The organism is Pantoea sp. CS_6, from assembly GCF_041954745.1.
In the GTDB taxonomy this organism is placed as follows: Bacteria; Pseudomonadota; Gammaproteobacteria; order Enterobacterales; family Enterobacteriaceae; genus Pantoea; species Pantoea stewartii.
This window is the reverse complement of sequence record NZ_JAVAYG010000011.1, coordinates 12,713-36,382: the sequence shown is the minus strand read 5'-3', so window position 1 is coordinate 36,382 and position 23,670 is coordinate 12,713. Positions and strand designations below refer to the sequence as shown.

The following is a 23,670-nucleotide window of genomic DNA, read 5'->3' as shown; positions in this document are numbered from 1 at the left end:
TAAGGAAGCTTTTTATGTCGCGTTTCATGACCGAGGATTTTTTGCTGGACACAGAGTTCGCCCGTCGTCTTTACCACGACTACGCCAAAGACCAGCCTGTCTACGACTATCACTGCCATTTACCGCCGCAACAGATCGCTGAAAACTACCGTTTTGCCAATCTCTACGATATCTGGCTGAAAGGGGATCACTATAAATGGCGCGCGATGCGGGCAAACGGCGTGGCTGAGGCGCTGTGCACCGGTGATGCCAGCGATCGCGAGAAATTTAATGCCTGGGCACGGACCGTACCGCACACCATCGGCAACCCGCTTTACCACTGGACGCACCTGGAGCTGCGCCGCCCGTTCGGGATTACCGGCGTCCTGTTGTCAGAAAAAACGGCGGATGAGATCTGGCAGCGCTGTAACGATCTGCTGGCTCAGGACACTTTCACCGCGCGCGGTATCATGCAGCAGATGAATGTGAAAATGGTCGGCACCACCGACGATCCGCTGGACGATCTGGTGCACCATCGTGCGATCGCCGAAGACGGCAGTTTCAACGTTAAGGTGCTGCCAAGCTGGCGTCCGGATAAAGCGTTCAACATCGAAGCGGACACCTTTTTGCCGTGGATTGAAAAGCTGGAAAGCCTTACTGATGTCAGCGTGCAACGCTTCGATGATTTACGTCAGGCGCTCAGCAAACGGCTGGACCACTTTGCCGCACACGGCTGTAAGATTTCCGATCATGCGCTGGATGTCGTGTGTTATGCCGAGGCCGATGAAACGACGCTGGACAGGATTCTGGCGCACCGTCGCAGTGGTGCCAAACCCGATGCACAGGCGATCGCCCAGTTCAAAACGGCGGTGCTGGTCTGGCTGGGCGGCGAGTACGCCCGTCGCGGATGGGTGCAGCAATACCACATTGGTGCGTTACGCAATACCAATCAGCGCCAGTTCCAGCTGTTAGGCGCGGACGTCGGTTTTGACTCCATTAACGATCAGCCTGTGGCAGAACCGCTGGCTCGTTTGCTGGGTGCGCAAAACCTCAATAATGCGCTGCCTAAAACGGTCCTTTATTGCCTGAATCCGCGTGACAACGAAGTGCTGGCAACTATGGCCGGCAACTTCCAGGGAGAAGGCCAGGCCGGGAAAATGCAGTTTGGCTCCGCCTGGTGGTTTAACGATCAACTGGATGGCATGCAACGTCAGATGACGCAGCTGGCCCAAATCGGTCTGCTGAGCCGTTTCGTGGGCATGTTAACCGACAGCCGAAGCTTCCTCTCGTATACCCGCCACGAGTATTTCCGTCGTCTGCTGTGCCAGATGATTGGTCGTTGGGTGGATCACGGCGAAGCCCCGGCCGATGAAGCCTTGTTAGGACAGATGGTGCAAAACATCTGCTTTAACAATGCGCGCGACTATTTTGGCATTGAGCTGGGAGCCTGATGATGACGCGGCTGAACCGCCACGACTTTCCCGGCGCGGTCTACCACGATCGCGTGATTCAGTTTGGTGAAGGCAATTTTCTGCGTGCTTTTATCGACTGGCAACTGGACTGGCTCAATGAGCATCAGGGAACGGATGCCGGTGTGGTGGTGGTCAGGCCGCGCAATCGCGCAGTCAGCGACACGTTAAATCAGCAGGACGGCCTTTATACGACCTTGATTCGTGGCCTGAACGCGCAGGGTGAGTCGGTGAGCGAAAGCCGCCTGATCCGCAGTGTGAACCGTGAAATCCAGCCTTACACGCAGTTCGATGCGTTTATGGCGCTGGCGCGCCAGCCCGACATACGCTTTGTTTTCTCGAATACCACCGAAGCGGGCATCGCGTTTAGCGAAACGGATCGGCTGACCGATTCGCCCGCCGCCAGCTTTCCCGGCAAACTGACGCAGCTGCTTTGGGCGCGTTATCAGCACGTTGCCGGTGACGAAAGCAAAGGCTGGCTTATCGTGCCGTGCGAGTTGGTCGATCATAATGGCGATATGCTGCGCGCGCTGGTGCTCCGCTATGCCGAACACTGGCAGTTACCGGACGCCTTTACACGCTGGGTAACGACAAGCTGTGCGTTCTATAACACGCTGGTGGATCGCATCGTCACCGGGTTTCCGGCCGACAGCGCCGCGCTTGAGGCACAACTGGGTTATCAGGATCACTTCCTGGTAGCGGGCGAGGTCTATTATCAGTTCGTTCTGCAAGGCCCCGCCGCGCTGTTTGACGAACTCAGGCTGACGGCGCTGGCACCCAACGTGCGCCGGGTTGAGGATATCGCCCCGTATAAAGCCCAAAAAGTGGCCATTCTGAATGGCGCGCACACCGCAATGGTGCCGGTGGCGTTTCTGGCGGGCCTGGAGAGCGTGGGCGAGGCGATGGAGGATACACAGGTCGCTGGGTATATTGACGATCTCCTGCGCAAAGAGATCATCCCTACGCTCGATCTGCCCGCTGATGAGCTTAACGCCTTCGCCGACGCGGTACTGCGCCGCTTTCGTAACCCCTTTATCCACCATGCGCTGCTGTCTATCGCTCTTAATGGCATGACCAAATTTCGCACACGTTTGCTGCAGCCATTACTGACTGCCCATCAGCAAACCGGCCAGTGGCCAACAAACCTGACGTTTGCGCTTGCCGCCCTGATCGCGTTTTACCGGGGCGAACAGGCAGACAAGCGCTGGACCTTGCAGGACGAGCCGTACTGGTTTCAGCGTTATTCAGAGAGCTGGGCTGCCGTCAGCGCACAACGTCTTTCTCCCGCGGCGTTGGTTCAGCAGGTTTTAGGTGAGGCATCGCACTGGGGACAGGATTTAACTCAGCTACCCGGCCTGACCGAAACGGTCAGCCACCATCTGCAACGCATTCTCGCGCATGGAATACGCGACGCGCTGAGCCACCGGAGATCATGATGCAAGACGCCATAAAAATTCATCCGCAGGACAATGTCGCCGTGGCGTTGCAGGATATCGACATCGGGACGTCAATTGCGCTGGCGGATCACCCCGTGACGTTACGACAGGCCGTGGAGCGGGGGCATAAGTTTGCCTTACGCTCGCTGGAGAAAGGCGAAACGGTCGTGAAATACGGGTTGCCCATCGCGCACGCCACGCAGGCTATCGGGGCCGGAGAACGGGTGCATTCGCACAATGCACGTACCAATCTTAGCGATCTCGACCAGTACGACTACCAGCCAGAGCCGCCAGCCTTAACGCCTCAACCTGGCGATCGCGACGTGCAGCTCTACCGCCGCGCCAACGGTGAGGCAGGCATTCGCAACGAGCTGTGGATCTTACCGACCGTCGGCTGTGTTAACGGAATTGCCCGGCAAATTCTGCAGCGTTTCCTGAAAGAAACCCAGGACGCGGCCGGAACCGACGGGGCGTTTCTTTTCAGCCACACATTTGGCTGTTCACAGTTGGGTCAGGACCATGAGAACACCCGCACCATGTTGCAAAACATGGTGCGTCATCCAAACGCGGGCGCGGTGCTGGTGATTGGCCTGGGCTGTGAGAATAATCAGGTCGATGCCTTTCGTGAAACATTAGGGGCGTTTGAAAGCGACCGCGTTGCGTTCATGGTCTGCCAGCAGCATGACGATGAAATAGAAGCCGGGCTGGAACGCCTGCACGCACTGTACGAAAAAATGCGTCACGATCGCCGTACACCGGGCAAACTCAGCGAGCTGAAATTTGGTCTGGAATGTGGCGGCTCTGATGGCTTCTCAGGCATTACCGCCAATCCGCTGCTGGGGCGTTTTTCTGATCAGATGATCGCCAACGGCGGCACAACGGTGCTGACCGAAGTCCCCGAAATGTTTGGTGCCGAGCGCATTCTGATGGGGCGCTGTCGCGACCGCGCGACCTTCGATAAAACCGTGGCAATGATCAACGATTTCAAACAGTACTTTATCGATCACCATCAACCTATTTATGAAAATCCGTCTCCGGGCAATAAAGCCGGCGGCATCACTACGCTGGAAGAGAAGTCGCTCGGTTGCACACAAAAAGCGGGGCAAAGTCAGGTGGTGGACGTACTGAAGTACGGTGAACGCCTGACGGTACCCGGCCTTAATCTGTTAAGCGCACCGGGCAATGATGCAGTGGCGACCAGTGCCCTGGCGGGCGCAGGCTGTCATATGGTGCTGTTCAGCACCGGACGCGGAACCCCTTACGGCGGATTCGTACCGACCGTTAAGCTGGCCACCAATACGCCGCTGGCTGAAAAGAAACCGCACTGGATTGATTTTAATGCCGGAAGGCTGGTTGAGGGCATGAGCATGGAGGCGCTGCTGGCCGATTTCGTGGACACGATTGTGGCCATTGCCAACGGGCAACGCACCCGTAACGAACAAAATGATTTTCGTGAGCTCGCGATTTTCAAGAGCGGTGTGACGCTGTAAATCACAAGGGCGGCACCCATGCCGCCCTTGTTCCGTGCTTTTCCTTGCCGTGCCGTTACGGCTTATTCAGCTTCTTTTTGTCATTCTGACGGTTAACCCAGGCGTTGATCAGCAGCGTCGATGCCAGAATCGTTCCGACGATGCCCAGCGATATCGCTACCGGAATGTGGTAGATATCGACAATCAACATTTTTATACCGATAAAGACCAGCACGACAGCCAGACCATATTTCAGCATCGAGAAACGTTCCGCCACGTTAGACAGCAGGAAGTACATGGCGCGCAGACCCAGAATCGCAAACAGGTTTGAGGTCAGAACGATAAAGGGATCGGTGGTGACGGCAAAGATGGCCGGAATGCTGTCGACGGCAAAAATGACATCGCTCAGTTCGACCATGATCAGTACCAAAAGCAGCGGCGTCGCAAACAGCACGCCGTTTTTCCGCGTAAAGAATTTTTCCCCGTCCAGCGTATCGGTCATGCGCAAATGTTTACGCAGCCAGCGCACAACCGGTTTGTCGCCCACGGCTGCATCGTCCTCTTTCGCCATCGCCATTTTGATACCGGTAAACAGCAGGAAGGCACCGAAGACATAGAGGATCCAGCTAAACTGCGTTACCAGCCAGCTACCTGCAAAAATCATGATGGTGCGCAAAACGATAGCGCCCAGTACACCGTAGATCAGGACGCGGCGCTGCAGGTTGGCCGGAACAGAGAAGTAGCTGAACAGCATCAGCCAGACAAAGACGTTGTCTACCGCCAGCGATTTTTCCAGCACGTAACCGGTCAGGAAAGCCAGCGTCTGGCTGGTCGCCACGTCACGCCCGGCGGTACCGTCCAGATACCACCAGAACGCCGCACTGAACAGGAGCGAGACGGAGACCCAAATCAGCGACCAGACGGCAGCCTGTTTGAAGGACATGGTTTGCGAACCGCGACGGCCCTGCAGGAACAGGTCAATCGCCAGCATGATAAGTACTACAACCGCAAAACTGCCCCAGAGGAGTGGCGTACCTACAGTTTGCATAATCGTATCCTGTCTGAAATAAAAAAACGGCTGAGGTCAGAAGACGTCAGCCGCTTATTCTGTGTAAGCAAACCTCGCCTTCCGGCAAGGTCTCACTTACAACTCAGGAATGGATTCTGGGTTGCCTGATGACCGGATGCGTACGCAACGTAGTGACGATCAATCAGCTTACAAGTTACTCCCCTTTGCAAGCCGATAAATTACGTGGCTGGCCGTCAGGAATCAATCGTCTGCCCGTCATATTTTGAAATATTTACACTCAGGCACTGTCGGCCGGAAAGACCACGCCGGTCTGACGTCGGATCTCGGTCAGTAATTTTGCAACGCTACGGGAAATGTCCAGCGCCGGATGGCTGACATGGCGCTGTTCTACCAGTCGTACAAAGGTTTCTGCTTCATACAGCAGGGTATTGATGTGTTGAGGCTGGCTCCAATCCTGTTTCTCCCCGACACGCGGAATAAAGGTCACAGATGGACACTCAGAAATACGTGTCACCACCAGCGATCCCGCTTCCCCCTGGATTTCACTGGCCAGTACCGAGTCGCTGACTTTTGAGTGCACTATCGTGACATCAAACTCACCATAATTCAGATTCACGGTGCCGTGGCCGTCCACGCCACTTTCCAGCAGGGTGGCCGAGGCAAGCACCTGCCGGGGCTCGCCCCACAGCGTGACGGCGACCGCCAGGCAATAGTAGCCGATATCCATGATGGATCCGTTGGACCAGCGAGGATCGAAGGTGTTGGGATGTTCGCCGTTCAGGTAACGCGGATAACGGGACGAATACTGACAATAGTTCAGCAGCGCTTTGCGCACTGTGCCAAGCGCAGGCAGCCCTTGTTGGAGTTGAATAAAGTTGGGTAAGCTGGCGGTCTTGAAGGCTTCGAACAGCACCACCTGATACTGGCGGGCGCAGGCGATCATGGCTTCGACCTCGTGCAGATTCGAGGCCAGCGGTTTCTCACAAATGACGTGCTTGCCCTGCGACATAAACAGCATGGCCTGCTGACAATGCAGGGCATTGGGACTGGCGATATAGACGGCGTCGATATCAGGACAGGCGGCCATGGCCGCCAGCGACGTAAAGCGCTGGTCGCAAGGATAGTCATAGCAGAATGCCGCGGCCTGCTCCCGGGTACGTGAATAGACGGCACACAGCCTCATCTTGCCGGTTTCGTGTGCCGCCTCGATGAACTGACGCGTTATCCAGTTCGTTCCCACAATGGCAAAGCGAATCACAGTGATCTCCTGCGCAGGTAAAAGTGCAGAGTAGCATCTGGCATCCGGCAGGCAACATCAGACGTTGATCCTGAGATCGCCATTCCAATACTATGTCTGAATACCGCACGTTAAGCACAAGACGGGGAGCGCAGGTGAAAGGAAGCAAACACGCATTAAACTGGACCACATTACTGATTGCCGTGCCGGTGGGCTGTGCCGCCTCGTTAGTTACTTTGCTGTTCCGCGAAACGATTGAGTTCATCAATTATCTGCTGTTTGGCCGCAGCAACGACATCACCGAATCCATCCATCTCTGGCCCATGCTGTTCTGGCCCGTTCTGGTCGGCGTGGGCGGTCTGCTGGCCGGTTTCTTCCTGCGCTACGCGGTCGCGATAGAGCGGCAGCAAACCGTCAAGACCGACTATCTCGAAGTCATTAATGCCCGCCTTGACGCCGTGCCGACGAAAACCTCCCTTTTCCGGGCGCTGTCTTCGGTTGCCAGTATTGGCAGCGGCGCGTCAATCGGTAAAGAAGGCCCGATGGTTCAACTGGCCGCGCTCTGTGGCAGCATGATCGGCCGCCTGTTGCCGCCTGGCGTGCAGTTAAAAAACAGCGACGTCGTCGCCATGGCCGCCGCAGCTGGTCTTTCCTCGGTCTACCATGCGCCGCTGGCATCGGCCATTTTCGTGGCAGAGATCGCGTTTGGTATCTCCGCCCTGCAACGCCTGATTCCGCTGGTGGTCTCCTCCGCTGTTGCGGTCATGACCATGTGGGCGCTGGGCTTTCGTAATGCGCTTTATCCGCTGGCCGAGGTGAGTTTCACGATGGATGTCAGCAGCCTGCTGATTACCGTCCTGATTGGCTTACTGTCCGGGCTGGCCGGTTTGCTCCTGATTCGCCTGATCGCCCGTGCTAAAACGCTGTTCAGTCGGGTCCGGTCCTTACCGCTACGTCTTGGGGCGGGTGGCTTTGCCGTGGGCCTGCTGGCGCTGGTCTCGACCGATATCCTGGGGAACGGCTATGAAGTCATTGTAAAGGTGATGGCAGGGCATTATGTGTTATCAGGTTTACTGCTGCTGCTGGTCTTAAAAACGCTCGCGACCAGCCTCTCGGTAGGCTCCAATGCGGTGGGCGGGTTGTTTACACCGTCCTTGCTGATCGGGGCGCTGCTGGGTATGGTCATCGCGTTGTGTGGGGTTGCCCTGCATCTTCCCCTGAATAATGTCCTGCTGTTCGCCGCTGTTGGCATGGCGGCCGTCCTGGCGGCCGTCAGTCAGGCGCCGTTAATGGCCATGTTAATGGTGCTGGAAATGACGCTCAACAGCAGCCTGCTGTTTCCGGTGATGATAGCGGCCGTTCTGGCGACAATGGTGGTCTACCGCCTGCAAATGGCCAGTACTTATCCCGTCGTGACGCACCATTTCAACCGTTCTGAAGCCAAATATGACTTCGATAATATGCGCATCAGCGAACTGATCATTCCGGGGGCGGCCCTGCAACCTGAGGCCTCGGTTGGGGAAGCACTGGCGGTGAGTTCGCTTAAGCGTGAGCGCTATGTGTACGTCATCAATGCGCAGGGCGCGTTTCTGGGCGTGGTTTCCATTCACGAAATATCCCGCCGGGTGCTGGCGCAGGAGATTAATCTGGACTCGCCGGTGCAGTGCGTGATGGATGAGGATTTCCCGGTGGCCTATCAAAACCAAAGCCTGCGGGAAGGATGGGAAGCTTTTGCAGCCGTCACGCTGGAACGTCTGCCTGTCCTGAATAATCCCCAGGAGCGCCGTTTTTTAGGCGCGCTGACCAAAACCAGCCTGATTCAGAAAGCGCAGGAGTTTCTCTAAGCCGCATTGCCCTGCAAAGCCTGTTCTGTCATCCACAGGCGGGCGTCGAATTCGAGCTGGTGATAGTCCGGTTCCATATGGCAGCACAGCTGATAAAACGCCTTGTCGTGATTTTTCTCTTTCAGGTGCGCCAGCTCATGTACCACGATCATGCGTAAAAAAGGCTCAGGCGCCTGGCGGAAAAACGTGGAAATACGAATCTCCGCTTTGGCCTTCAGGTTGCCGCCCTGCACACGGGAAATGGCCGTGTGCAGGCCCAGCGCGTGCTTCATCACCTTGATTTTGTTATCCCAAATCACCTTATTGATGGGCGGCGCGTTGCGCATGAAGCGGTTTTTCAGTGCCAGCGTAAAGTCATACAGCGCCTTATCACTCATCACATCGTGTCTGTCGGGATAGCGCTGTTGCAGCACCGGGCCCAGACGCTGGCGATCGATGAGCGTTTGCACCTGTTCAAGGATGGACTCAGGATAACCCTGAAGATAGATCAGTGAGGACATTAGAGATTCCCGGCGAAAGACAGTATACTGCGCCCCCTTTTTGGGGCGAAAATCAACCAAAGTGTACCACGCCGGAGAATTCATGAGCCAACTTGAACTGAACGATCGCACACTGATCCTGCACCGTTTCCCGCAGATGCGTGACGAAAGTCCGTTACAAGCCTGGGATGCCGCTGATGAATATCTCCTGCAGCAAAGCCTGCCGCCTGGTCCAGCGTTAATCTTTAACGACAGCTTTGGGGCGTTAACCTGCGCACTGAACACCCGTCCGCTGTGGCATATCAGTGACTCCTGGCTGAGTCAGCAGGCCACGCGTCAGAACCTGCGCCTGAATGCGCTGGACGACAGCGATGTCCAGTTCCTTGACAGCCTGGCACCGTTGCCGGCCGCACCGGCACTGGTCTTGATCAAAATTCCTAAAACCCTGGCGTTGCTGGAGCAGCAACTGCGCGCAGTGCGTCAGGTTATCACGCCAGAGACCGTGATAATGGCGGCGGGGCGTGCGAAAGAGATTCATACCTCCACTCTGCAATTGTTTGAGCAAATCATTGGTGAGACCAAAACCTCACTGGCCGTCAAAAAAGCGCGCGTGATTTACAGCCAGTTCACCCAGCCTGCGCTGCGCGAAAAATCGCCTACCCAGGTCTGGTCGCTGGACGGTACGCCTTATCAGATCCATAACCACGCCAACGTCTTTTCCCGCTCTTCACTGGATATTGGCGCGCGCTTGTTCATGCAGCACCTGCCGGAAAATATTGAAGGCGAGATTGTCGATCTGGGCTGTGGCAACGGCGTGATTGGCTTGATGGCGCTGGCACAAAATCCCGAGGCGGAGGTGCATTTTCTTGATGAGTCATACATGGCGGTGGCGTCCAGCCGGTTAAACGTAGAGATCAACCGCCCGGACGATCTGTCACGCTGTCAGTTCCGGGTCAATAATGTCCTGAGCGGTTATCCTTCCGATACGCTGCATGCGGTCTTGTGTAATCCGCCGTTCCACCAGCAGCACGCGGTGACCGATCACCTGGCCTGGCAGATGTTCCGTGACGCAAAGCGCTGCCTGCAATACGGCGGGGAGCTGCGCATTGTCGGCAACCGTCACCTGGATTATCACCACAAGCTGAAGAAGCTCTTTGGCAACTGCACCCTGGTTGCCTCCAACAAAAAATTTGTGGTGCTGCGTGCAGTGAAAATGCGTTAACTACAGCGTTAACGCCAGCGCGGTGGCCTGGGCTATCGCCCGACGGGCATCCAGCTCCTGCGCGACGTCGGCCCCGCCAATCACCTGCACGGGTTTACCGTTTGCCCGCAGCGCCGCTTCCAGCTCGCGTTGCGGCTCCTGACCGGCACAAATAATCACGTTGTCGACCGGCAGGAGCAGGCGCTCGCCGTCGCGCCGGATATGCAGCCCTTCATCATCAATCGCCAGATACTCAATCCCGCCCCACATTTCAACTCCCCGTGACTGGAGACTGCTGCGATGGATCCAGCCGGTCGTTTTCGCCAGCGTGGCACCGGGCTTGCCGGGCTTGCGCTGAAGCAGCCAGATTTGACGCGGTGAAGGCTGTGGCGCGGGCGCAATCACGCCGCCGCGCTGCGTCAGGCTCTGATCGATGCCCCATTCGCGATAAAAATCCCCGGTGGTTTCGTTTGCGGGCGGTTCAGACAGATATTCAGCCGTATCAAACCCGATCCCGCCCGCGCCAATAATCGCCACGCGTGCACCAACCGGACGCTTATCCGCCAGCACGGCCAGATAGCTCAGGACTTTGGGATGATCAATACCGGGCATATCTGGCGTACGCGGTTTAATGCCGGTCGCCAGGATGACTTCATCGGCGTCTGCCAACAGGGGAGCGGTGACCCGACAGCCTGTTTTGATTACCACGCCCGCCGCCGGCAGACGATGGCGAAAATAGCGCAGGGTTTCGCTGAATTCCTCTTTCCCTGGGATCTGTCGGGCGATATTGAACTGTCCGCCGATCTCATCGGCCGCCTCATAAAGGGTGACCTGGTGGCCGCGTTCAGCCGCCTGTAAGGCAAACGCCATACCTGCCGGACCGGCCCCTACAACCGCCAGCCGTTTGGGCATGTGCGCCGGTGTCACCGGCATGAGGGATTCGTGGCAGGCACGCGGGTTGACCAGACAGGCGGTGACGTGACCGGCAAAGATCTGATCCAGACAGGCCTGATTACAGGCGATACAGGTGTTGATACTGTCGTCATCCCCCCGTTGCGCCTTGCTGACAAACGCGGCATCGGCCAGGAACGGTCGCGCCATGGAAACCATGTCCGCACAGCCATCCTGCAAAAGCTGTTCTGCCACCTGTGGATGGTTGATTCGATTCGTTGCCACCACGGGCACGGCAACGTGTTGGCGCAAGCGGCGCGTGACCCACGCGAAGGCGGCGCGGGGCACGCAGGTCGCAATGGTCGGAATGCGAGCTTCGTGCCAGCCAATGCCGGTGTTAAACAGCGTCACGCCACAGCGTTCCAGCGCTGTTGCCAGTCGTAGCGTTTCGTCCAGCGTACTACCTTGCTCAATTAGGTCCAGCATCGACAAGCGGAAGATAATGATAAAACGGTCGCCGGTGGCCTGACGGACCGCGCGGGTGACCGCTAAAGCAAACTGCATGCGCCCGGTAAAATCGCCGCCCCAGCGGTCCTGACGCTGGTTGGTGTGCGGTACCAGAAACTGATTAATCAGGTACCCTTCGGAGCCCATGATTTCTACGCCGTCGTAGCCCGCTTTTTGCGCCAGACGGGCACAGTGCGCGAAGTCGGCAATGGTCTGCTCAACCTCGGCGTCGCTCAGTTCCCGCGGCGTAAAACGGTTAATGGGGGCCTGTATTGCAGAGGGCGCAACCAGATCGCGCTGAAAACTGTAACGGCCAGTATGCAAAATCTGCAGCGCGATTTTTCCCCCGTGCTGATGCACGGCGGCGGTGATTTGCCGGTGCCAGTCACACTGTGAATCCTGGTTCAGCACCGCACCGTGTGCGGCGGTCACGCCCTGAGGATTGGGCGACACGCCGCCCGTCAAGATCAGCGCCACGCCTTCCCGTGCCCGTTCGCCATAGAATGCCGCCAGCCTGGCCGCGCCATCTTCACGCTCTTCCAGACCGGTGTGCATAGATCCCATCAAAAAGCGGTTTCTGAGCTGAGTAAACCCCAGATCAAGGGGCGTAAACAACGCCGGGTAGGATGAGGGCAGCACAGTCATAATCACTCACAGATAAAGTGGTCGGATGAGTTAGCTTTAACCATTTTTCTGTTAAAAAAAAGTGAAATGGCATCAGGCTGTGAGAAACATCATAAAAGCGGCCTTAGCCGCCACATAAAACGGCCAGGCCGGGGAAATGCAGGGGAAGGCCAGCGGATGTGCGCGCAACCTCAGCGGCGGCGAATCCAGGAATAGCGGGAACGATAGCCACTGCCGTGATGCGTGTTGAAACGGTAGCTGGAGCCCGCCTCGGTAGTGCAATAGGTGCACTGGTGGACAGGGTCAATGTTTTCTGCCGGAATGCCTGCTTTTATCAGCATTTGCGTCGCCAGATACGGTAGATCAAACCAGACACCGCCACGGGTAGCAACGGCCTGGGGGCGCTGAGCGCCGGGATTGTGGGGCTGAACCGCATAATAGCGCAGGGGCAATGGCATGTCGGGCATCTGTTCAATCTCTGCCAGACGCTGACGATCCAGCTCAAAACAGCAGGGAGCCAGCGCCGGGCCAATCGCCACCGTCAGGCTCGCTGGCGTGGCACCGCGTTCGCAAAGATGCGCTACCGCCCGATACAGCACGCCAGCCAGGGTCCCCTGCAGACCCGCATGAACAGCGGCAACCTGTTTCTGCTGGCTGTCGGCAAACAGCACCGGTAAACAGTCGGCAGTGTAAACCGCGACGGGGCGGTGGCCGGTGGCGATCACGCCATCTGCATCACCGCTTTTGGGTGGAATAGTGTGAGTGTCGGTTAACACGACGGCGCTGTGAAGCTGATGGGCATAGGCGGCATCATCAGGAGGCGGTTCGCCTGCGGGCTGAAACGCATAATCGACCCAGTCAAGTGCATCAAGCAACGGCGAACGCGGTGTAGCGGACATCCTCATCTCCTGTTGAAACAGCGTGTAATGTTGCTGCCCTCAGCTTACGTTAACTGCTACATTTTTGAAGCGTTACCCACTTAAATCTTTCACACCTTAGGATAAAACGATGAAACATTCAGTGAATTTCGCGCTGTCGGCGGTGGTTGCGCTGGCACTGGCAGGTTGCGCGCAACCTGCCCGACAGCAGGCACAGCAGCAACTGGGGCAACAATCGGTCCTGGCCCTGAACTGGTTCCAGCAGTCCGGCGAATATCAGGCGCTCTGCTGGCAGGCATTCAACAGCGCCCGTCTGGCCTTTGATCAATCGGCTTCGCTGGCGGGCAAGCCTAAAGCGGTCATTGTCGATTTAGATGAAACTATGCTGGACAACAGTGCCTATAGCGCGTGGCAGGTGAAGAATGGCCAGCCTTTCAGCGACAAAACCTGGTCAGCCTGGACACAGGCGCGGCAGGCAAAAGCGGTGCCCGGCGCGGTGGAATTCGCCCGCTACGTCAACAGCCATGGCGGCACCGTTTTTTACGTTTCCAATCGCGATCAAAAAGACTATGCCGCCACGGTGGCCAACCTGCAGCAGCTTGGCTTCAGCGGAGTCAGTGAGAAAACGGTCAGCCTGAAAACCGACTCCTCAAACAAGCAGGCGCGTTTCGATGCCATTAAAAATGCGGGCTACAATGTCGTTTTATATATCGGTGACAACCTGAATGATTTTGGCGGCGCAACCTGGCATCAGGGTAACGCGCAGCGTCGGGCATTTGTCGACAGTAATCACGCGCTTTTCGGTACGCAATTTATTGTTTTACCCAATCCATTGTATGGCGACTGGGAAAGCGGCATGGCGGAAAATTACAATAAGCTGACACCACAACAACAGCTTTCCGTTCGTGAGGCGCGCCTCAACGCCTGGAACGGTAAATAAAATGTCAATATGAAGCGCCTGCACTGGGCGGGCGCCTTCACGTTGGCTCAAATATTTACTTACATCCGTCACTATTTTCACGCAAATTAAATTAACTATCTCTCGCTTTAATTTACCCCTTCATTAAGACGGATTCACTGCCTGCATTAAATAAAGGCGGTTAATCGTGCTATTCATAAATTCTGCATTTAAGACTAATCCTGGTCTGTGGCGTCGCTGTTATTTTAATTACTTAGTTCGCTATGAAAGTTTTGTATTTATTTGTCAATTTATAAATCATGGCGTTAATTTTATGTGTTTGATTTTAAATGAATAAAATTAAAATAACTGCAAAGTTTGGTGGTATGACCTCTTAATATTATTTACGTTTTGATGACGTTAGTTGAATAAAGCCTTACACAGGCAGGCAGTATTTTTGCGCGTGTAATATTCCATGTGCATTGAAAATGATAAGCGGCTATAACCTTTTAATGTGATGGAGTTCAGGTTTCATTAGCCCCTCGGCCAAATAAGGTGAGCGGGTTCACTCCGTGGTTCGCCTGGAAATGATATTCCCGGTAGTTAAGAGAAGATGATTGTGACGACACTTAAACCCTTATTAGCGAAAAATCGCAGTTGGGCCTTACAGCGCCGCCAACGTAACCCCGCCTATTTTGAAAAATCGCTCTATCAGCAAAAACCGCATTCATTATGGATTGGCTGCTCAGACAGTCGGGTACCGGCGGAGGTGTTAACGGGTTCCCATCCTGGCGAGCTGTTTGTTCATCGTAATATCGCCAATATGGTCGTGGCGGAAGACGACAACCTGCTGAGTGTTCTGCAATATGCCGTCTTCTTTCTTGGCGTGAAGCGCATTGTATTAAGCGGTCACTATGGTTGCGGCGGCGTTCAGGCGGCTCTGAATCTGCCCGGCAGTCCGTTAGCGACGGAGGATTCTGCACTGGCGCGTCGTATTACCTGTTTGCGCGACGGCCTGGCAAGCCATCTTGGCGACCCGACGGCGCAGGAAACAGAGGGTGAGAAACTGAACCGTCTGGTGGAGGCAAACGTGCGGGTGCAGTTTGCCAGGCTGGTGGCTTCCGACCCTGTCCGTCAGGCCTGGCAATCTGGTCAGGAACTGGATGTGTTTGGCTGTGTTTACGACCTGCAATCGGGTCATCTTAAAGAGTTGATTCAGCAATCTGCAGAGGAGTCTTCACCATGAATCTGGATACGTTACGCCGCGATGTGCCGGCAGGGCTGGTTGTGTTTCTGGTCGCACTCCCGCTCTGCCTCGGTATTGCTCAGGCCAGCGGTTTACCGCCTTTTGCCGGCTTACTGACCGGTGTGATTGGCGGGATAATCGTGACATCACTCAGTCCGTCACGCTTCGCCGTCAGCGGTCCTGCGGCAGGACTGGTCACTATCGTGGTCGCCTCGATGGCCACGCTGGGAAGTTTTTCCGCGTTTCTCACTGCGCTGATCATCGCCGGGCTTTTACAGTGCCTGTTTGGTCTGCTGCGCGCTGGCCGTTTTATTGCACTCGTGCCCGGTAGCGTGATTAAAGGTATGCTGGCGGCGATTGGCCTGCTGCTGATCATGCAGCAAATACCGGTGGCGCTAGGAGCCGGCGGCAGCGTAAAACTGGTGTCGCTGGTAAACGGTGAAATGACCTTTTCGCTCTCGGCGCTGTTGGTGTCGTTGGTGGGCTTGTTCATTTTGTTTGCGTGGACAACCGGCCCCATCAAGCGCATCAAGGCGATAGCCTGGATCCCGGGTCCGCTCTTTGCGGTTCTGTTTGGCTGTGGGGTGACAGTATTGGGGGCGCGACTGTTCCCGTCACTCACCGACGCCTTACCGCGTATTTCACTGCCCGCTTTTGACAGCGTTTCGGCGATGATAGCCGAACTTGAAACGCCGGACTGGATGGCCTGGCAAAATCCGCAGGTGTGGGTTGTCGCGGTGACGCTGGCGCTGGTGGCCAGTCTGGAAACGCTCCTGAGCCAGGAAGCCCTGAAAAAGCTACGTCCGCAAAATCCTGCGCCATCGCCCAACAGAGAAATGTTTGCTCAGGGCATTGGTAACATAACCGCGGGCTTCTTGGGTGCAATGCCCATCACGGCGGTTATTGTTCGCAGCTCAGCAAACGTCAACGCAGGCGCACAAACCAAACTGTCCATTTTGCTTCATGGTGTGATGTTGCTGATTTGCGGTATGTGGTTTAGTGAGATGCTGAATGCCATTCCGCTTGCCAGTCTGGCTGCGGTCCTGCTCTATACCGGTTATAAGCTGGCTGCACCGCGACTGTTTATCGAACAGTTTCGTATGGGCGCACAGCAGTACGTCCCGTTCCTGGCGACGATTATCGGAATTATCACGTTGGGAATGCTGGTGGGAATCGGCATAGGTATTGCCACTCAAATTATCTACAGCATCTACAAGAGTCATCGCAACGCCTTGCAGCTTACGCGCTATGACGACCACTATGTGCTGCGTTTTCAGCAAAATTTGACGTTTTTACACAACCCTAAACTTCAGGGACTGCTGGAAAAAATTCCCGAAAATAGCGTGGTAATTGTTGATAACGATAATGCAGAATACATCGATCCGGATGTAAAAGCCGTGTTGAAAGATTTTGGTGAAAATGCTGATAAACGAAACATACGCCTGAGTCAGTGGCCGGTGGCGGTGAAATAACCAGACATCGGTATTCTGGAATTTACAGCAGAAAAATCGGATATCTCGGATATCCGATTTTTTTATTTGTAAGACATAATAGGCAGGGATGTCTGCCAGCCCATTCGTTACCGGTAACCTGTTTCAATACCCTGACGTTCGCCTGTTTACTGTTGTTTTTCTCTGAATGGCGCAGACACGAATCAGGCTTTAATGATGATGATAACGCCACATACTTTGTGGGCGGCGAGGTAGTGAGCCTCTTTGTGACAAGGTCCGGACGTATGCGCGCTAAGCTGTTTGAAGAGCATAATGCTAAAAAGAGTGCCTTCTGGCTGTTTATGATTACGCTGATGTTTTGTTTCGTTGGCGGTCATCTGCGCATTCCCCACGATTTATCCCTGTTCTGGCCGGTAAACGTGTTTATTGCCGGTATGATGCTGCGTTATCCCTTCCTTCACCGAACCCGTTTTTATCTTATTTGCTTTAGTGCGATGGTATTTAACGATACGGTCTTTTCGGGCTGGACGTTACCGGCATTTACGCTCAATGTCGCCAATATTCTCTTTATCCTGATATGCGTACTAGTGATGGGAAAACAGTATCAGCATGATTCCAGCAGTGAACGCATCTCGAATGCCTTACGGATCTTCCCCGCCTGCCTGCTGGCGGCGTTCGGTTGCGCCACCTGGGGCGCGCTGGCACAGGTAGGCAGTGTCAATGCCGCGTTCGCCGATGCCTGGATGAACTGGTTCAGCGAACAGTTTTCGACCGGCTTAATGCTGTTGCCGTTTCTGTTGACCCCAAACTGGCGCGTGATGTTCTCAGGGCTACGGGTAAAGGTGGGGACGATTCTGCCGCTTATCGCCGTGGGGCTGTCCTTAACGACGGGGGCCTTAATGGGCGGCGCAGGCAGCCTGACGCTGCCGGTGCCGGCGTTAATCTGGTGCGCCATTGTCTTGCCCATCCCGCTCACCAGCCTGGTGACACTGATAACCGGCATCAGCCAGATCATTTTGGTTTCCCATGGCGTCATGCATATCCAGGGCGATTCAAGCCTGCTGCCCATCAGTCATCTGACGTCAGCGCGACTGGGCGTGGCTACGCTTGCCATCAGTCCTCTGATTGTGGCGGTCAGCGTGGATGCTATCCGTCAGCTCAATGAGCGGCTGGCTCTGCGCGCCGATTACGATTTTCTTACCCAGTTATTATCGCGATCCGGCCTGTATGAAAGACTGCGTAACGAGCCCAGCTATGCGCAACGTCAGGTCGGCGTGATCCTGCTGGATGTGGATTACTTTAAATCAGTCAACGACAATTTCGGCCATGATGCGGGCGACAGCGTGCTGGAAGAGATTGCCCGCCGCATTTCGCCGCTGGTTGGCAGTAAAGGGCACATTTGCCGTTTTGGCGGAGAAGAATTTGTGGTGGTGCAGTTCGATCTGTCTCCGGAGAAAATCTATTCGCTGGCGGAGGGGATTCGGCAGAGCATTGTCCGCGAGAAATTTGTGCTGCAGGGCAATGCCGTCACGGTCACGGTGAGCCTGGGCCTGGCAAATGGCGAAGCCCAACCGGGTACGGCCTGGGCTGAGACGATTAACAACCTGATCTCCGCAGCCGACAAAAATCTCTATATTTCCAAGCGAAATGGTCGCAATCAGACATCGCCGGGCAAAGCCCATAATGAAATGACCAGCGACGTTGCCTGAGCAGGTCGCTGGACGCACATTAATGAATACTGGTTTTCAGCAGGGCGCTCTGTTGATGGCGTGCGATAGCCAGTTCAATCAGTCGGGTAATCAGGTCCTGATAGCTCAGGCCCGCCGCCTGCCACAGTTTGGGATACATGCTGATATTGGTGAAACCGGGTAGTGTATTCACTTCGTTGATCACGATTTCGCCTTCCTCGGTATAAAACACGTCGACACGCGCCATGCCAAAGCATTCCAGTGTGGTAAATGCCTTAATCGCAACCTGGCGAATCGCCGCATCGACGTCCGGTGGGATGGCGGCAGGAATCACCGTTTGTGCGCCGGTTTCGCTGATGTACTTTGTGTCGTAGGAATAGAAGCCTTCTTTCACCACCACTTCGCCACACGGGCTGGCCTGTGGCTCTTCGTTACCCAGCACCGCACATTCGATCTCCCGGCCTTTAATGGCTTTTTCAATCAGGGCCTTACGATCGAACGTAAACGCCATTTCCAGCGCGGGCAGGAGCGCTGCGGCATGGGTCACTTTACTTACGCCCACCGAAGAGCCCTGATTGGCAGGCTTAACAAACAGCGGCAGGCCGAAGCGGGCGATGACGGCTTCGGTGTCCAGTTGGTTCAGCTGTGAAGACGTGACGCTCAGCCAGGGGGCAACCTGCAAGCCGGCATCGCGTAACAGGCGCTTGGTGAAATCCTTGTCCATGCTGACCGCCGACCCCAGCACATCCGACCCGACAAAGGGCAGCGACGCCATGCGCAGTAACCCCTGCAGCGCGCCATCTTCGCCTTGCGTACCGTGAACCACCGGAAAAATGACATCCAGCTGTGACAGGGAATGCGCATCGTCACGGGCAATGAGTGGCTGCTCAGGTTCGCCGGGAATCAGGGCAATCTGTTTTGCCGTGCGATTGAGGGCAATCAGTGACGGATTTTCTGCATTCAGCAGGAAGCTGGAGGCGTCATTGAGGTGCCATTGCCCTTGTTTGTCGATACCCAGTAGCACGACCTCAAACCGGGTCTTATCAATGGCATCAACGATATTTTTTGCTGACTGCAACGACACTTCATGTTCTGAAGATTTCCCGCCAAAGACGATGCCAACCCGCTGTTTTTTCATCAAAGGTATCCACATAAACGCAAATCACTACCATAGCATGCGCATTGTCATAAAAAACAGCCGAACGAACGAGAGCGCCTTCTGTTGTGCGTCGTGATCAGTACGCCGGGCAAGGTTGGAGAGAAAGGGGGAAGACACGCGATTCAGACCGCTTGCGACGCTTCATTACTTCGCAAGGAGTAGCGCCTGAATTTCTTTCAGCGTACTCCTCAACACGGGGTTAACGAACTGACGTATATTTAAGAAAGAATCTGCCATCGAATAACTGGATTATTTTGTTTAAGGCAAAATAATTAACTACTCTTATAGCGGTATTGCGTGCGGGGCCACTATGATTGATGCCAGCTCAGATGACGCCTCAACACGGTGAGAATCTGCACACAGGTAAAAAAGTGTCGCTTGTTGCCTGCGGATGAATTCTGCCACTCATTCAGTACTGTAGAGAACAAAAGTGACGTTTATTCTGCCCTTTGTCTGGCTGATTAGCGTTTACTATCTGCATAATTTATTCTCAGCACATCCCGTTATGTATCGCAGAAAAATCCATCTTCGAACGTTACTCACCGCGTTATCGATAGGAAGTGTCATTGTGACTTCCGGCTTGCTGCTGGGCGCGCTGTTTCTTTTTCAAAAAAGTAATATTGAAGAGTCGCTGCTGGACAGCAATATTGCCTATGCCCGTAAGCTGGCCGACACCACCGATCACTATCTTGCCATTGCCCAACGTGAACTGGCCTGGAGCGCCGGTCAGATCGCTGACCTGAATAACGTTCAGCTGTTACATCGCGAAACTACGCGCCTGTTACAACAGTCAGGTTTTTTCAACTCGGTAGTCGTGCTGGATAACCATTCCATTATCGCCTCCATCTCGCCTGAAAGCCTGTCTCTGCTGGGTGTTAAGGTGGACACCGCTGAAACGGAACAGGCGAATAAGCTACAAAAACCGTTTATTTCTTCGCCTTTTATCTCACCCTCGGGCAACTATGTGGTCTTTATCTCGCATCCCCTGTTTGCGCATGACGGTCATTATCTCGGCTTTATTGGGGGAACGATTTACCTGAAAAAACAGAGTATGTTGAGTGACATCCTGAGCCAGCATTATTACGGTGATGGCACATCGGTCAGTATTGTCAGTGATGATGGCACGATTATTTTCAGTCAGGATCCGACGCGTGTCGGGACGCGCATGGCGTTAAGTCAGCCGTTACAGAAACGCCTGGCGGCCACGATGAGCGGCCAGTTTATGATTCAGGACGCGGGCAAAAAGTACCTTATCGGTTACGCCAGCCTGCAAAAAACGGACTGGAATATCTTTATGTCCGGTACCTCAGAAACGGTAAATGGCCTGATGATGCATACGGCCAGAAATGCCTTCTGGTTTATTCTGATCATCATCGTCCTGACTGCAACCTGCATGGCCTTTCTGGCGTCCCGCATCTCTTATCCGCTGGAAAAACTGGCAGGCATGGTGCGTGACGGGGGAAGTGAGGCCAGCCCGGATCCGCTGTCATCCGTTAACACCTGGTACAACGAAGCTGACAGATTAAGAGAAGCGGTTCAGCATCACCGGCGTGCGGTCGCAGGGCATGTTGCGGACCTGAACGATAAAGCCATGACCGATCCGCTGACCGGATTAAATAACCGTCGCGGTTTCTATGCACAGGCGGCTCAGCACCGCGAGGAGCCTGTGCAGAGTGCGATTGCCATCGATATCGATCACTTTAAAATCATCAACGATCGCTATGGACACGATGCTGGCGACAAAGTCCTGGTGAGCCTGGCGGGTTTGTTAAGAAAGCGCTGCCGTACGCTGGATGTAATCAGCCGGTTCGGCGGCGAAGAGTTTGTGCTGCTGCTGCCGGGCACCTCTATGGGCGACGCGGCCGCAATGGCAGAACGCATCCGTGAGGCCGTCAGTCATACGGTGTTCCCGTTTATCAACAGCATGACGGTTTCCCTCGGCGTCGCTACCTTAAACGGTTTGGGCGACGACGCCTCACTACTCAGGCGGGCAGATGAAGCGTTGTACGCGGCGAAAGACGAAGGCCGTAACTGCGTCATGGTGAACCATGAGGGGAACATTTCTCGCTATCCTGCCAGGTAACGCCGTGGACGTGAACCCAACGGCGTCTTAACACATTTCGCGGAGTTTCCAGTGCAGCCAGTGGTCCAGTTCGCTGTCTGCCAGGGGACGGGAATAGAAAAAACCCTGGGCCTGATCGCAGCCATATTCCGTTAACGCTTCCACGGTATCGACACATTCCACGCCTTCGGCCAGTACCACATAATCCAGCTCTTTCAGCATGGTAATAATATTACGAGCAATAATGCGTGAGGCCATATCGGATGAAAGCTCACTAATTAGCGAACGGTCCAGCTTGATCACATCCAGCGGCATCCGGCGCAGATAACTGATATTGCTGTAGCCGGTACCAAAATCATCAAGAGAAATGCCAAAGCCGCGCAGTTTCAGCATCTCAAGCCCCCGCATGGACGAGGGGCTCTCAACAATGCGCTCCGTTTCCAGACACTCGATTCCCAGCAGGGAGGTGGGGAGTTTTGCCTTAAGCATTTTCTCTTCCAGACTATCCGCAAAACCGTCAAGCGAGAAATCGCGCTCACTCACATTAATCGTAACAGGCAACTGGATACAGCTGTTGCGCAGGCGCTTCAGGCGGGCGATAACGTTGTCAATCACCCATGATGTCAGGGCAGTAAGGGTTTCGGTCTGCTCAGCAAGCGGGATGAAAGTGGCCGGTGAGAGTTCGCCTCGTTCAGGATGATGCCATCGAATCAGGGCTTCAAGCCCGATGGGTTTACCGCTTTGCAGGCAAATTTTAGGCTGATAAACCAGATAAAGGCCCACATCTTCGCGCAGCGCGCGCGCCAGATCGTTGATTAACGTGAAATCCTGCGTACGTCTGATATCCGTGGCTTCACTAAAGCGTAAAGAGGGTAAACCGCGCCCAATGGCCTCGTGCAAGGCGCTGACCGCCTGGCGCAGGGTTTCATGGGGCGGGAAAATACCGGAGACGAAATCGACCTCGCCGGTGTGGGTGCTGAGCCCCACTGACAGGCCTTCACCCAGGTCGGCGCTGATGCCTTCCATCTGACAGGCGACCCAGTGCGCACTGATGCGGCTGTCCGCACGCGTCAGCACCGCAAAACGCCCGGTGGCAACAGTATAAATAATGTCACTGGCCGCAGGACGCAGCCGAAGGGGCAAAAGGGTAGCGACATCCTTGAGCAGGCTTTCAACGGGCCCCATGCCCATCGACCGGGCCAGTTCATAGGCGCGCGGCATATCAATACAGTCAATCAGGACCAGGCGGCGTAAGGTTGTGTCGCCTGCTGCCGATAAATAATGCATGTCACGAATCAGGCGCTGGCGGTTGGGCAGCCCTGTCACCGGGTCGACAAAGCCCGCAGAATGCCAGGCCTCCAGAAACGACATCACTAATGATGACAGTAACTGAAGCGTCGTAATTTGTGAGGCGCTGAAGGGGTGCGGTTGAACATCCGTGACGCACAGCGTACCCAGGTTTATGCCATCACGGTTTTTCAGTGGGACGCCCGCATAAAACCGAATAAAGGGCGCCCCAACGATCAGGGGATGGGCCGCAAAGCGGCTGTCGAGATAGGTATCAGGCACGACGACGGCGGTGTCACCATCTACCGCATAGCGACAAAGTGAATCCTCCCGGGATGAACGTTCCAGCTTAAAATTGTGTGAGGCACGCACATACTGAAACTCATCATCAATGATAGAAATAAAACTGCCGGGAATGTTCAGTGCCTGACTGGCCAGTCTGACAAATTTTCTCAGTATGTCATCCCGACTTTCATCAGGATGACGAAGTGCCTCAAGGGCACGGATGCGGCGTTCAGGATCGCCGTCGAGACTCATAAGCATGTGTGTCCTCCGCTCCGTACTGATAACGGCGCGAAATTAAAAAGAAAAAGTGTCGGATAGAAGCACCGCAACGCTGGCCAAAGGGCGCGAAAGGAAAAACAGGAAATAATTTTATTTTCACTAAATAATAGGCGTGTTCTGGGTTTATGTCTCTTTTTATTTTCTTTAATAAATATCTTAGTTATGAACGATGCACACATTTAATCAATTTTTACGTTTTATTTTTTCATTAACACTGCCACAATTATTTTTATAAAGAGTAGCGCGCTATTGTTTTGCCCGCAACTATTAG

At 54.9% G+C, this 23,670-nt stretch carries 17 protein-coding genes; 10 read left to right on the top strand and 7 right to left on the bottom strand.

Going from position 1 to position 23,670, the window contains the following annotated elements:
* Positions 1-14 precede the first annotated feature (14 nt).
* From uxaC to RAC90_RS16480, 3 genes are read left to right on the top strand one after another with little or no spacing between them, the layout of a single operon-like run.
* The gene (gene uxaC, locus RAC90_RS16490; protein ID WP_039341898.1) at positions 15-1,430 is read left to right on the top strand and encodes a glucuronate isomerase; all 1,416 of its coding nucleotides are present in this window, start codon (positions 15-17) and stop codon (positions 1,428-1,430) included.
* 2 nt (positions 1,431-1,432) lie between these two features.
* On the top strand, positions 1,433-2,884 hold the full coding sequence (locus tag RAC90_RS16485; RefSeq protein WP_375124571.1) for a tagaturonate reductase: 1,452 nt from the start codon (positions 1,433-1,435) through the stop codon (positions 2,882-2,884).
* Entirely contained in the window at positions 2,884-4,374 is a 1,491-nt protein-coding gene (locus RAC90_RS16480; protein WP_006118300.1) for a UxaA family hydrolase, read from the top strand. Before RAC90_RS16485 ends, RAC90_RS16480 begins: the two co-directional genes overlap by 1 nt.
* A 55-nt stretch (positions 4,375-4,429) precedes the next feature.
* Here RAC90_RS16480 and RAC90_RS16475 read toward each other — a convergent pair whose 3' ends face one another.
* Positions 4,430-5,401 (bottom strand): TerC family protein, encoded by a 972-nt coding sequence (locus tag RAC90_RS16475; RefSeq protein WP_033739986.1) that lies wholly within the window; start codon positions 5,399-5,401, stop codon positions 4,430-4,432.
* 259 nt (positions 5,402-5,660) lie between these two features.
* On the bottom strand, positions 5,661-6,641 hold the full coding sequence (locus RAC90_RS16470) for a Gfo/Idh/MocA family protein (protein WP_375124561.1): 981 nt from the start codon (positions 6,639-6,641) through the stop codon (positions 5,661-5,663).
* Positions 6,642-6,775: 134 nt separating this feature from the next.
* Between RAC90_RS16470 and RAC90_RS16465 the strand changes: the two genes are divergently transcribed.
* Positions 6,776-8,464 (top strand): chloride channel protein, encoded by a 1,689-nt coding sequence (locus RAC90_RS16465; RefSeq protein WP_185200445.1) that lies wholly within the window; start codon positions 6,776-6,778, stop codon positions 8,462-8,464.
* Here the strand turns inward: RAC90_RS16465 and RAC90_RS16460 are convergent.
* On the bottom strand, positions 8,461-8,964 hold the full coding sequence (locus RAC90_RS16460) for a M48 family metallopeptidase (RefSeq protein WP_006118297.1): 504 nt from the start codon (positions 8,962-8,964) through the stop codon (positions 8,461-8,463). The genes RAC90_RS16465 and RAC90_RS16460 overlap by 4 nt on opposite strands.
* A gap of 82 nt (positions 8,965-9,046) precedes the next feature.
* Between RAC90_RS16460 and rlmG the strand changes: the two genes are divergently transcribed.
* The gene (rlmG, locus tag RAC90_RS16455; RefSeq protein WP_033739973.1) at positions 9,047-10,165 is read left to right on the top strand and encodes a 23S rRNA (guanine(1835)-N(2))-methyltransferase RlmG; all 1,119 of its coding nucleotides are present in this window, start codon (positions 9,047-9,049) and stop codon (positions 10,163-10,165) included.
* Here the strand turns inward: rlmG and RAC90_RS16450 are convergent, their stop codons facing one another.
* Positions 10,166-12,187, bottom strand: a complete 2,022-nt coding sequence (locus RAC90_RS16450) for an FAD-dependent oxidoreductase (RefSeq protein ID WP_375124560.1) — start codon at positions 12,185-12,187, stop codon at positions 10,166-10,168.
* A gap of 170 nt (positions 12,188-12,357) precedes the next feature.
* Positions 12,358-13,065, bottom strand: a complete 708-nt coding sequence (locus RAC90_RS16445; RefSeq protein WP_375124559.1) for a polyphenol oxidase family protein — start codon at positions 13,063-13,065, stop codon at positions 12,358-12,360.
* 109 nt (positions 13,066-13,174) lie between these two features.
* Between RAC90_RS16445 and RAC90_RS16440 the strand changes: the two genes are divergently transcribed.
* The 4 genes from RAC90_RS16440 to RAC90_RS16425 all read left to right on the top strand — a co-directional run bounded on the left by RAC90_RS16440 (position 13,175) and on the right by RAC90_RS16425 (position 18,348).
* Entirely contained in the window at positions 13,175-13,984 is an 810-nt protein-coding gene (locus tag RAC90_RS16440; protein ID WP_205953708.1) for a 5'-nucleotidase, lipoprotein e(P4) family, read from the top strand.
* A gap of 571 nt (positions 13,985-14,555) precedes the next feature.
* Positions 14,556-15,188, top strand: coding sequence for a carbonic anhydrase (locus RAC90_RS16435; protein ID WP_033739968.1), 633 nt, complete (start codon positions 14,556-14,558; stop codon positions 15,186-15,188).
* Positions 15,185-16,660, top strand: a complete 1,476-nt coding sequence (locus RAC90_RS16430; protein WP_006118229.1) for a SulP family inorganic anion transporter — start codon at positions 15,185-15,187, stop codon at positions 16,658-16,660. The genes RAC90_RS16435 and RAC90_RS16430 overlap by 4 nt, the downstream gene beginning before the upstream one ends.
* A gap of 263 nt (positions 16,661-16,923) precedes the next feature.
* Complete coding sequence (locus RAC90_RS16425; protein WP_033739966.1) at positions 16,924-18,348, top strand: GGDEF domain-containing protein; 1,425 nt, start codon at positions 16,924-16,926, stop codon at positions 18,346-18,348.
* Positions 18,349-18,367: 19 nt separating this feature from the next.
* On the opposite strand, the gene ddlA is transcribed toward RAC90_RS16425, so the two are convergent.
* Positions 18,368-19,465 carry a D-alanine--D-alanine ligase gene (ddlA, locus tag RAC90_RS16420; RefSeq protein WP_033739964.1) on the bottom strand — a complete coding sequence of 366 codons (1,098 nt, stop codon included), beginning with the start codon at positions 19,463-19,465 and terminating at the stop codon, positions 18,368-18,370.
* Positions 19,466-19,991: 526 nt separating this feature from the next.
* Here ddlA and RAC90_RS16415 point away from each other — a divergent pair.
* Positions 19,992-21,569 carry a diguanylate cyclase gene (locus RAC90_RS16415; protein WP_033740108.1) on the top strand — a complete coding sequence of 526 codons (1,578 nt, stop codon included), beginning with the start codon at positions 19,992-19,994 and terminating at the stop codon, positions 21,567-21,569.
* 27 nt (positions 21,570-21,596) lie between these two features.
* Here the strand turns inward: RAC90_RS16415 and RAC90_RS16410 are convergent, their stop codons facing one another.
* Complete coding sequence (locus tag RAC90_RS16410) at positions 21,597-23,378, bottom strand: GGDEF and EAL domain-containing protein (protein ID WP_006118233.1); 1,782 nt, start codon at positions 23,376-23,378, stop codon at positions 21,597-21,599.
* Positions 23,379-23,670: the final 292 nt, after the last annotated feature.

What these genes read in the sequence shown, in the direction of transcription:
- uxaC (WP_039341898.1), top strand. Translation starts at nt 15, where the DNA reads ATGTCGCGTTTCATGACCGAGGATTTTTTGCTGGACACAGAGTTCGCC.
- RAC90_RS16485 (WP_375124571.1), top strand. Translation starts at nt 1,433, where the DNA reads ATGACGCGGCTGAACCGCCACGACTTTCCCGGCGCGGTCTACCACGAT.
- RAC90_RS16480 (WP_006118300.1), top strand. Translation starts at nt 2,884, where the DNA reads ATGCAAGACGCCATAAAAATTCATCCGCAGGACAATGTCGCCGTGGCG.
- RAC90_RS16475 (WP_033739986.1), bottom strand. Translation starts at nt 5,401, where the DNA reads ATGCAAACTGTAGGTACGCCACTCCTCTGGGGCAGTTTTGCGGTTGTA.
- RAC90_RS16460 (WP_006118297.1), bottom strand. Translation starts at nt 8,964, where the DNA reads ATGTCCTCACTGATCTATCTTCAGGGTTATCCTGAGTCCATCCTTGAA.
- rlmG (WP_033739973.1), top strand. Translation starts at nt 9,047, where the DNA reads ATGAGCCAACTTGAACTGAACGATCGCACACTGATCCTGCACCGTTTC.
- RAC90_RS16450 (WP_375124560.1), bottom strand. Translation starts at nt 12,187, where the DNA reads ATGACTGTGCTGCCCTCATCCTACCCGGCGTTGTTTACGCCCCTTGAT.
- RAC90_RS16445 (WP_375124559.1), bottom strand. Translation starts at nt 13,065, where the DNA reads ATGTCCGCTACACCGCGTTCGCCGTTGCTTGATGCACTTGACTGGGTC.
- RAC90_RS16440 (WP_205953708.1), top strand. Translation starts at nt 13,175, where the DNA reads ATGAAACATTCAGTGAATTTCGCGCTGTCGGCGGTGGTTGCGCTGGCA.
- RAC90_RS16435 (WP_033739968.1), top strand. Translation starts at nt 14,556, where the DNA reads ATGATTGTGACGACACTTAAACCCTTATTAGCGAAAAATCGCAGTTGG.
- RAC90_RS16430 (WP_006118229.1), top strand. Translation starts at nt 15,185, where the DNA reads ATGAATCTGGATACGTTACGCCGCGATGTGCCGGCAGGGCTGGTTGTG.
- RAC90_RS16425 (WP_033739966.1), top strand. Translation starts at nt 16,924, where the DNA reads ATGCGCGCTAAGCTGTTTGAAGAGCATAATGCTAAAAAGAGTGCCTTC.
- ddlA (WP_033739964.1), bottom strand. Translation starts at nt 19,465, where the DNA reads ATGAAAAAACAGCGGGTTGGCATCGTCTTTGGCGGGAAATCTTCAGAA.
- RAC90_RS16415 (WP_033740108.1), top strand. Translation starts at nt 19,992, where the DNA reads ATGTATCGCAGAAAAATCCATCTTCGAACGTTACTCACCGCGTTATCG.
- RAC90_RS16410 (WP_006118233.1), bottom strand. Translation starts at nt 23,378, where the DNA reads ATGCTTATGAGTCTCGACGGCGATCCTGAACGCCGCATCCGTGCCCTT.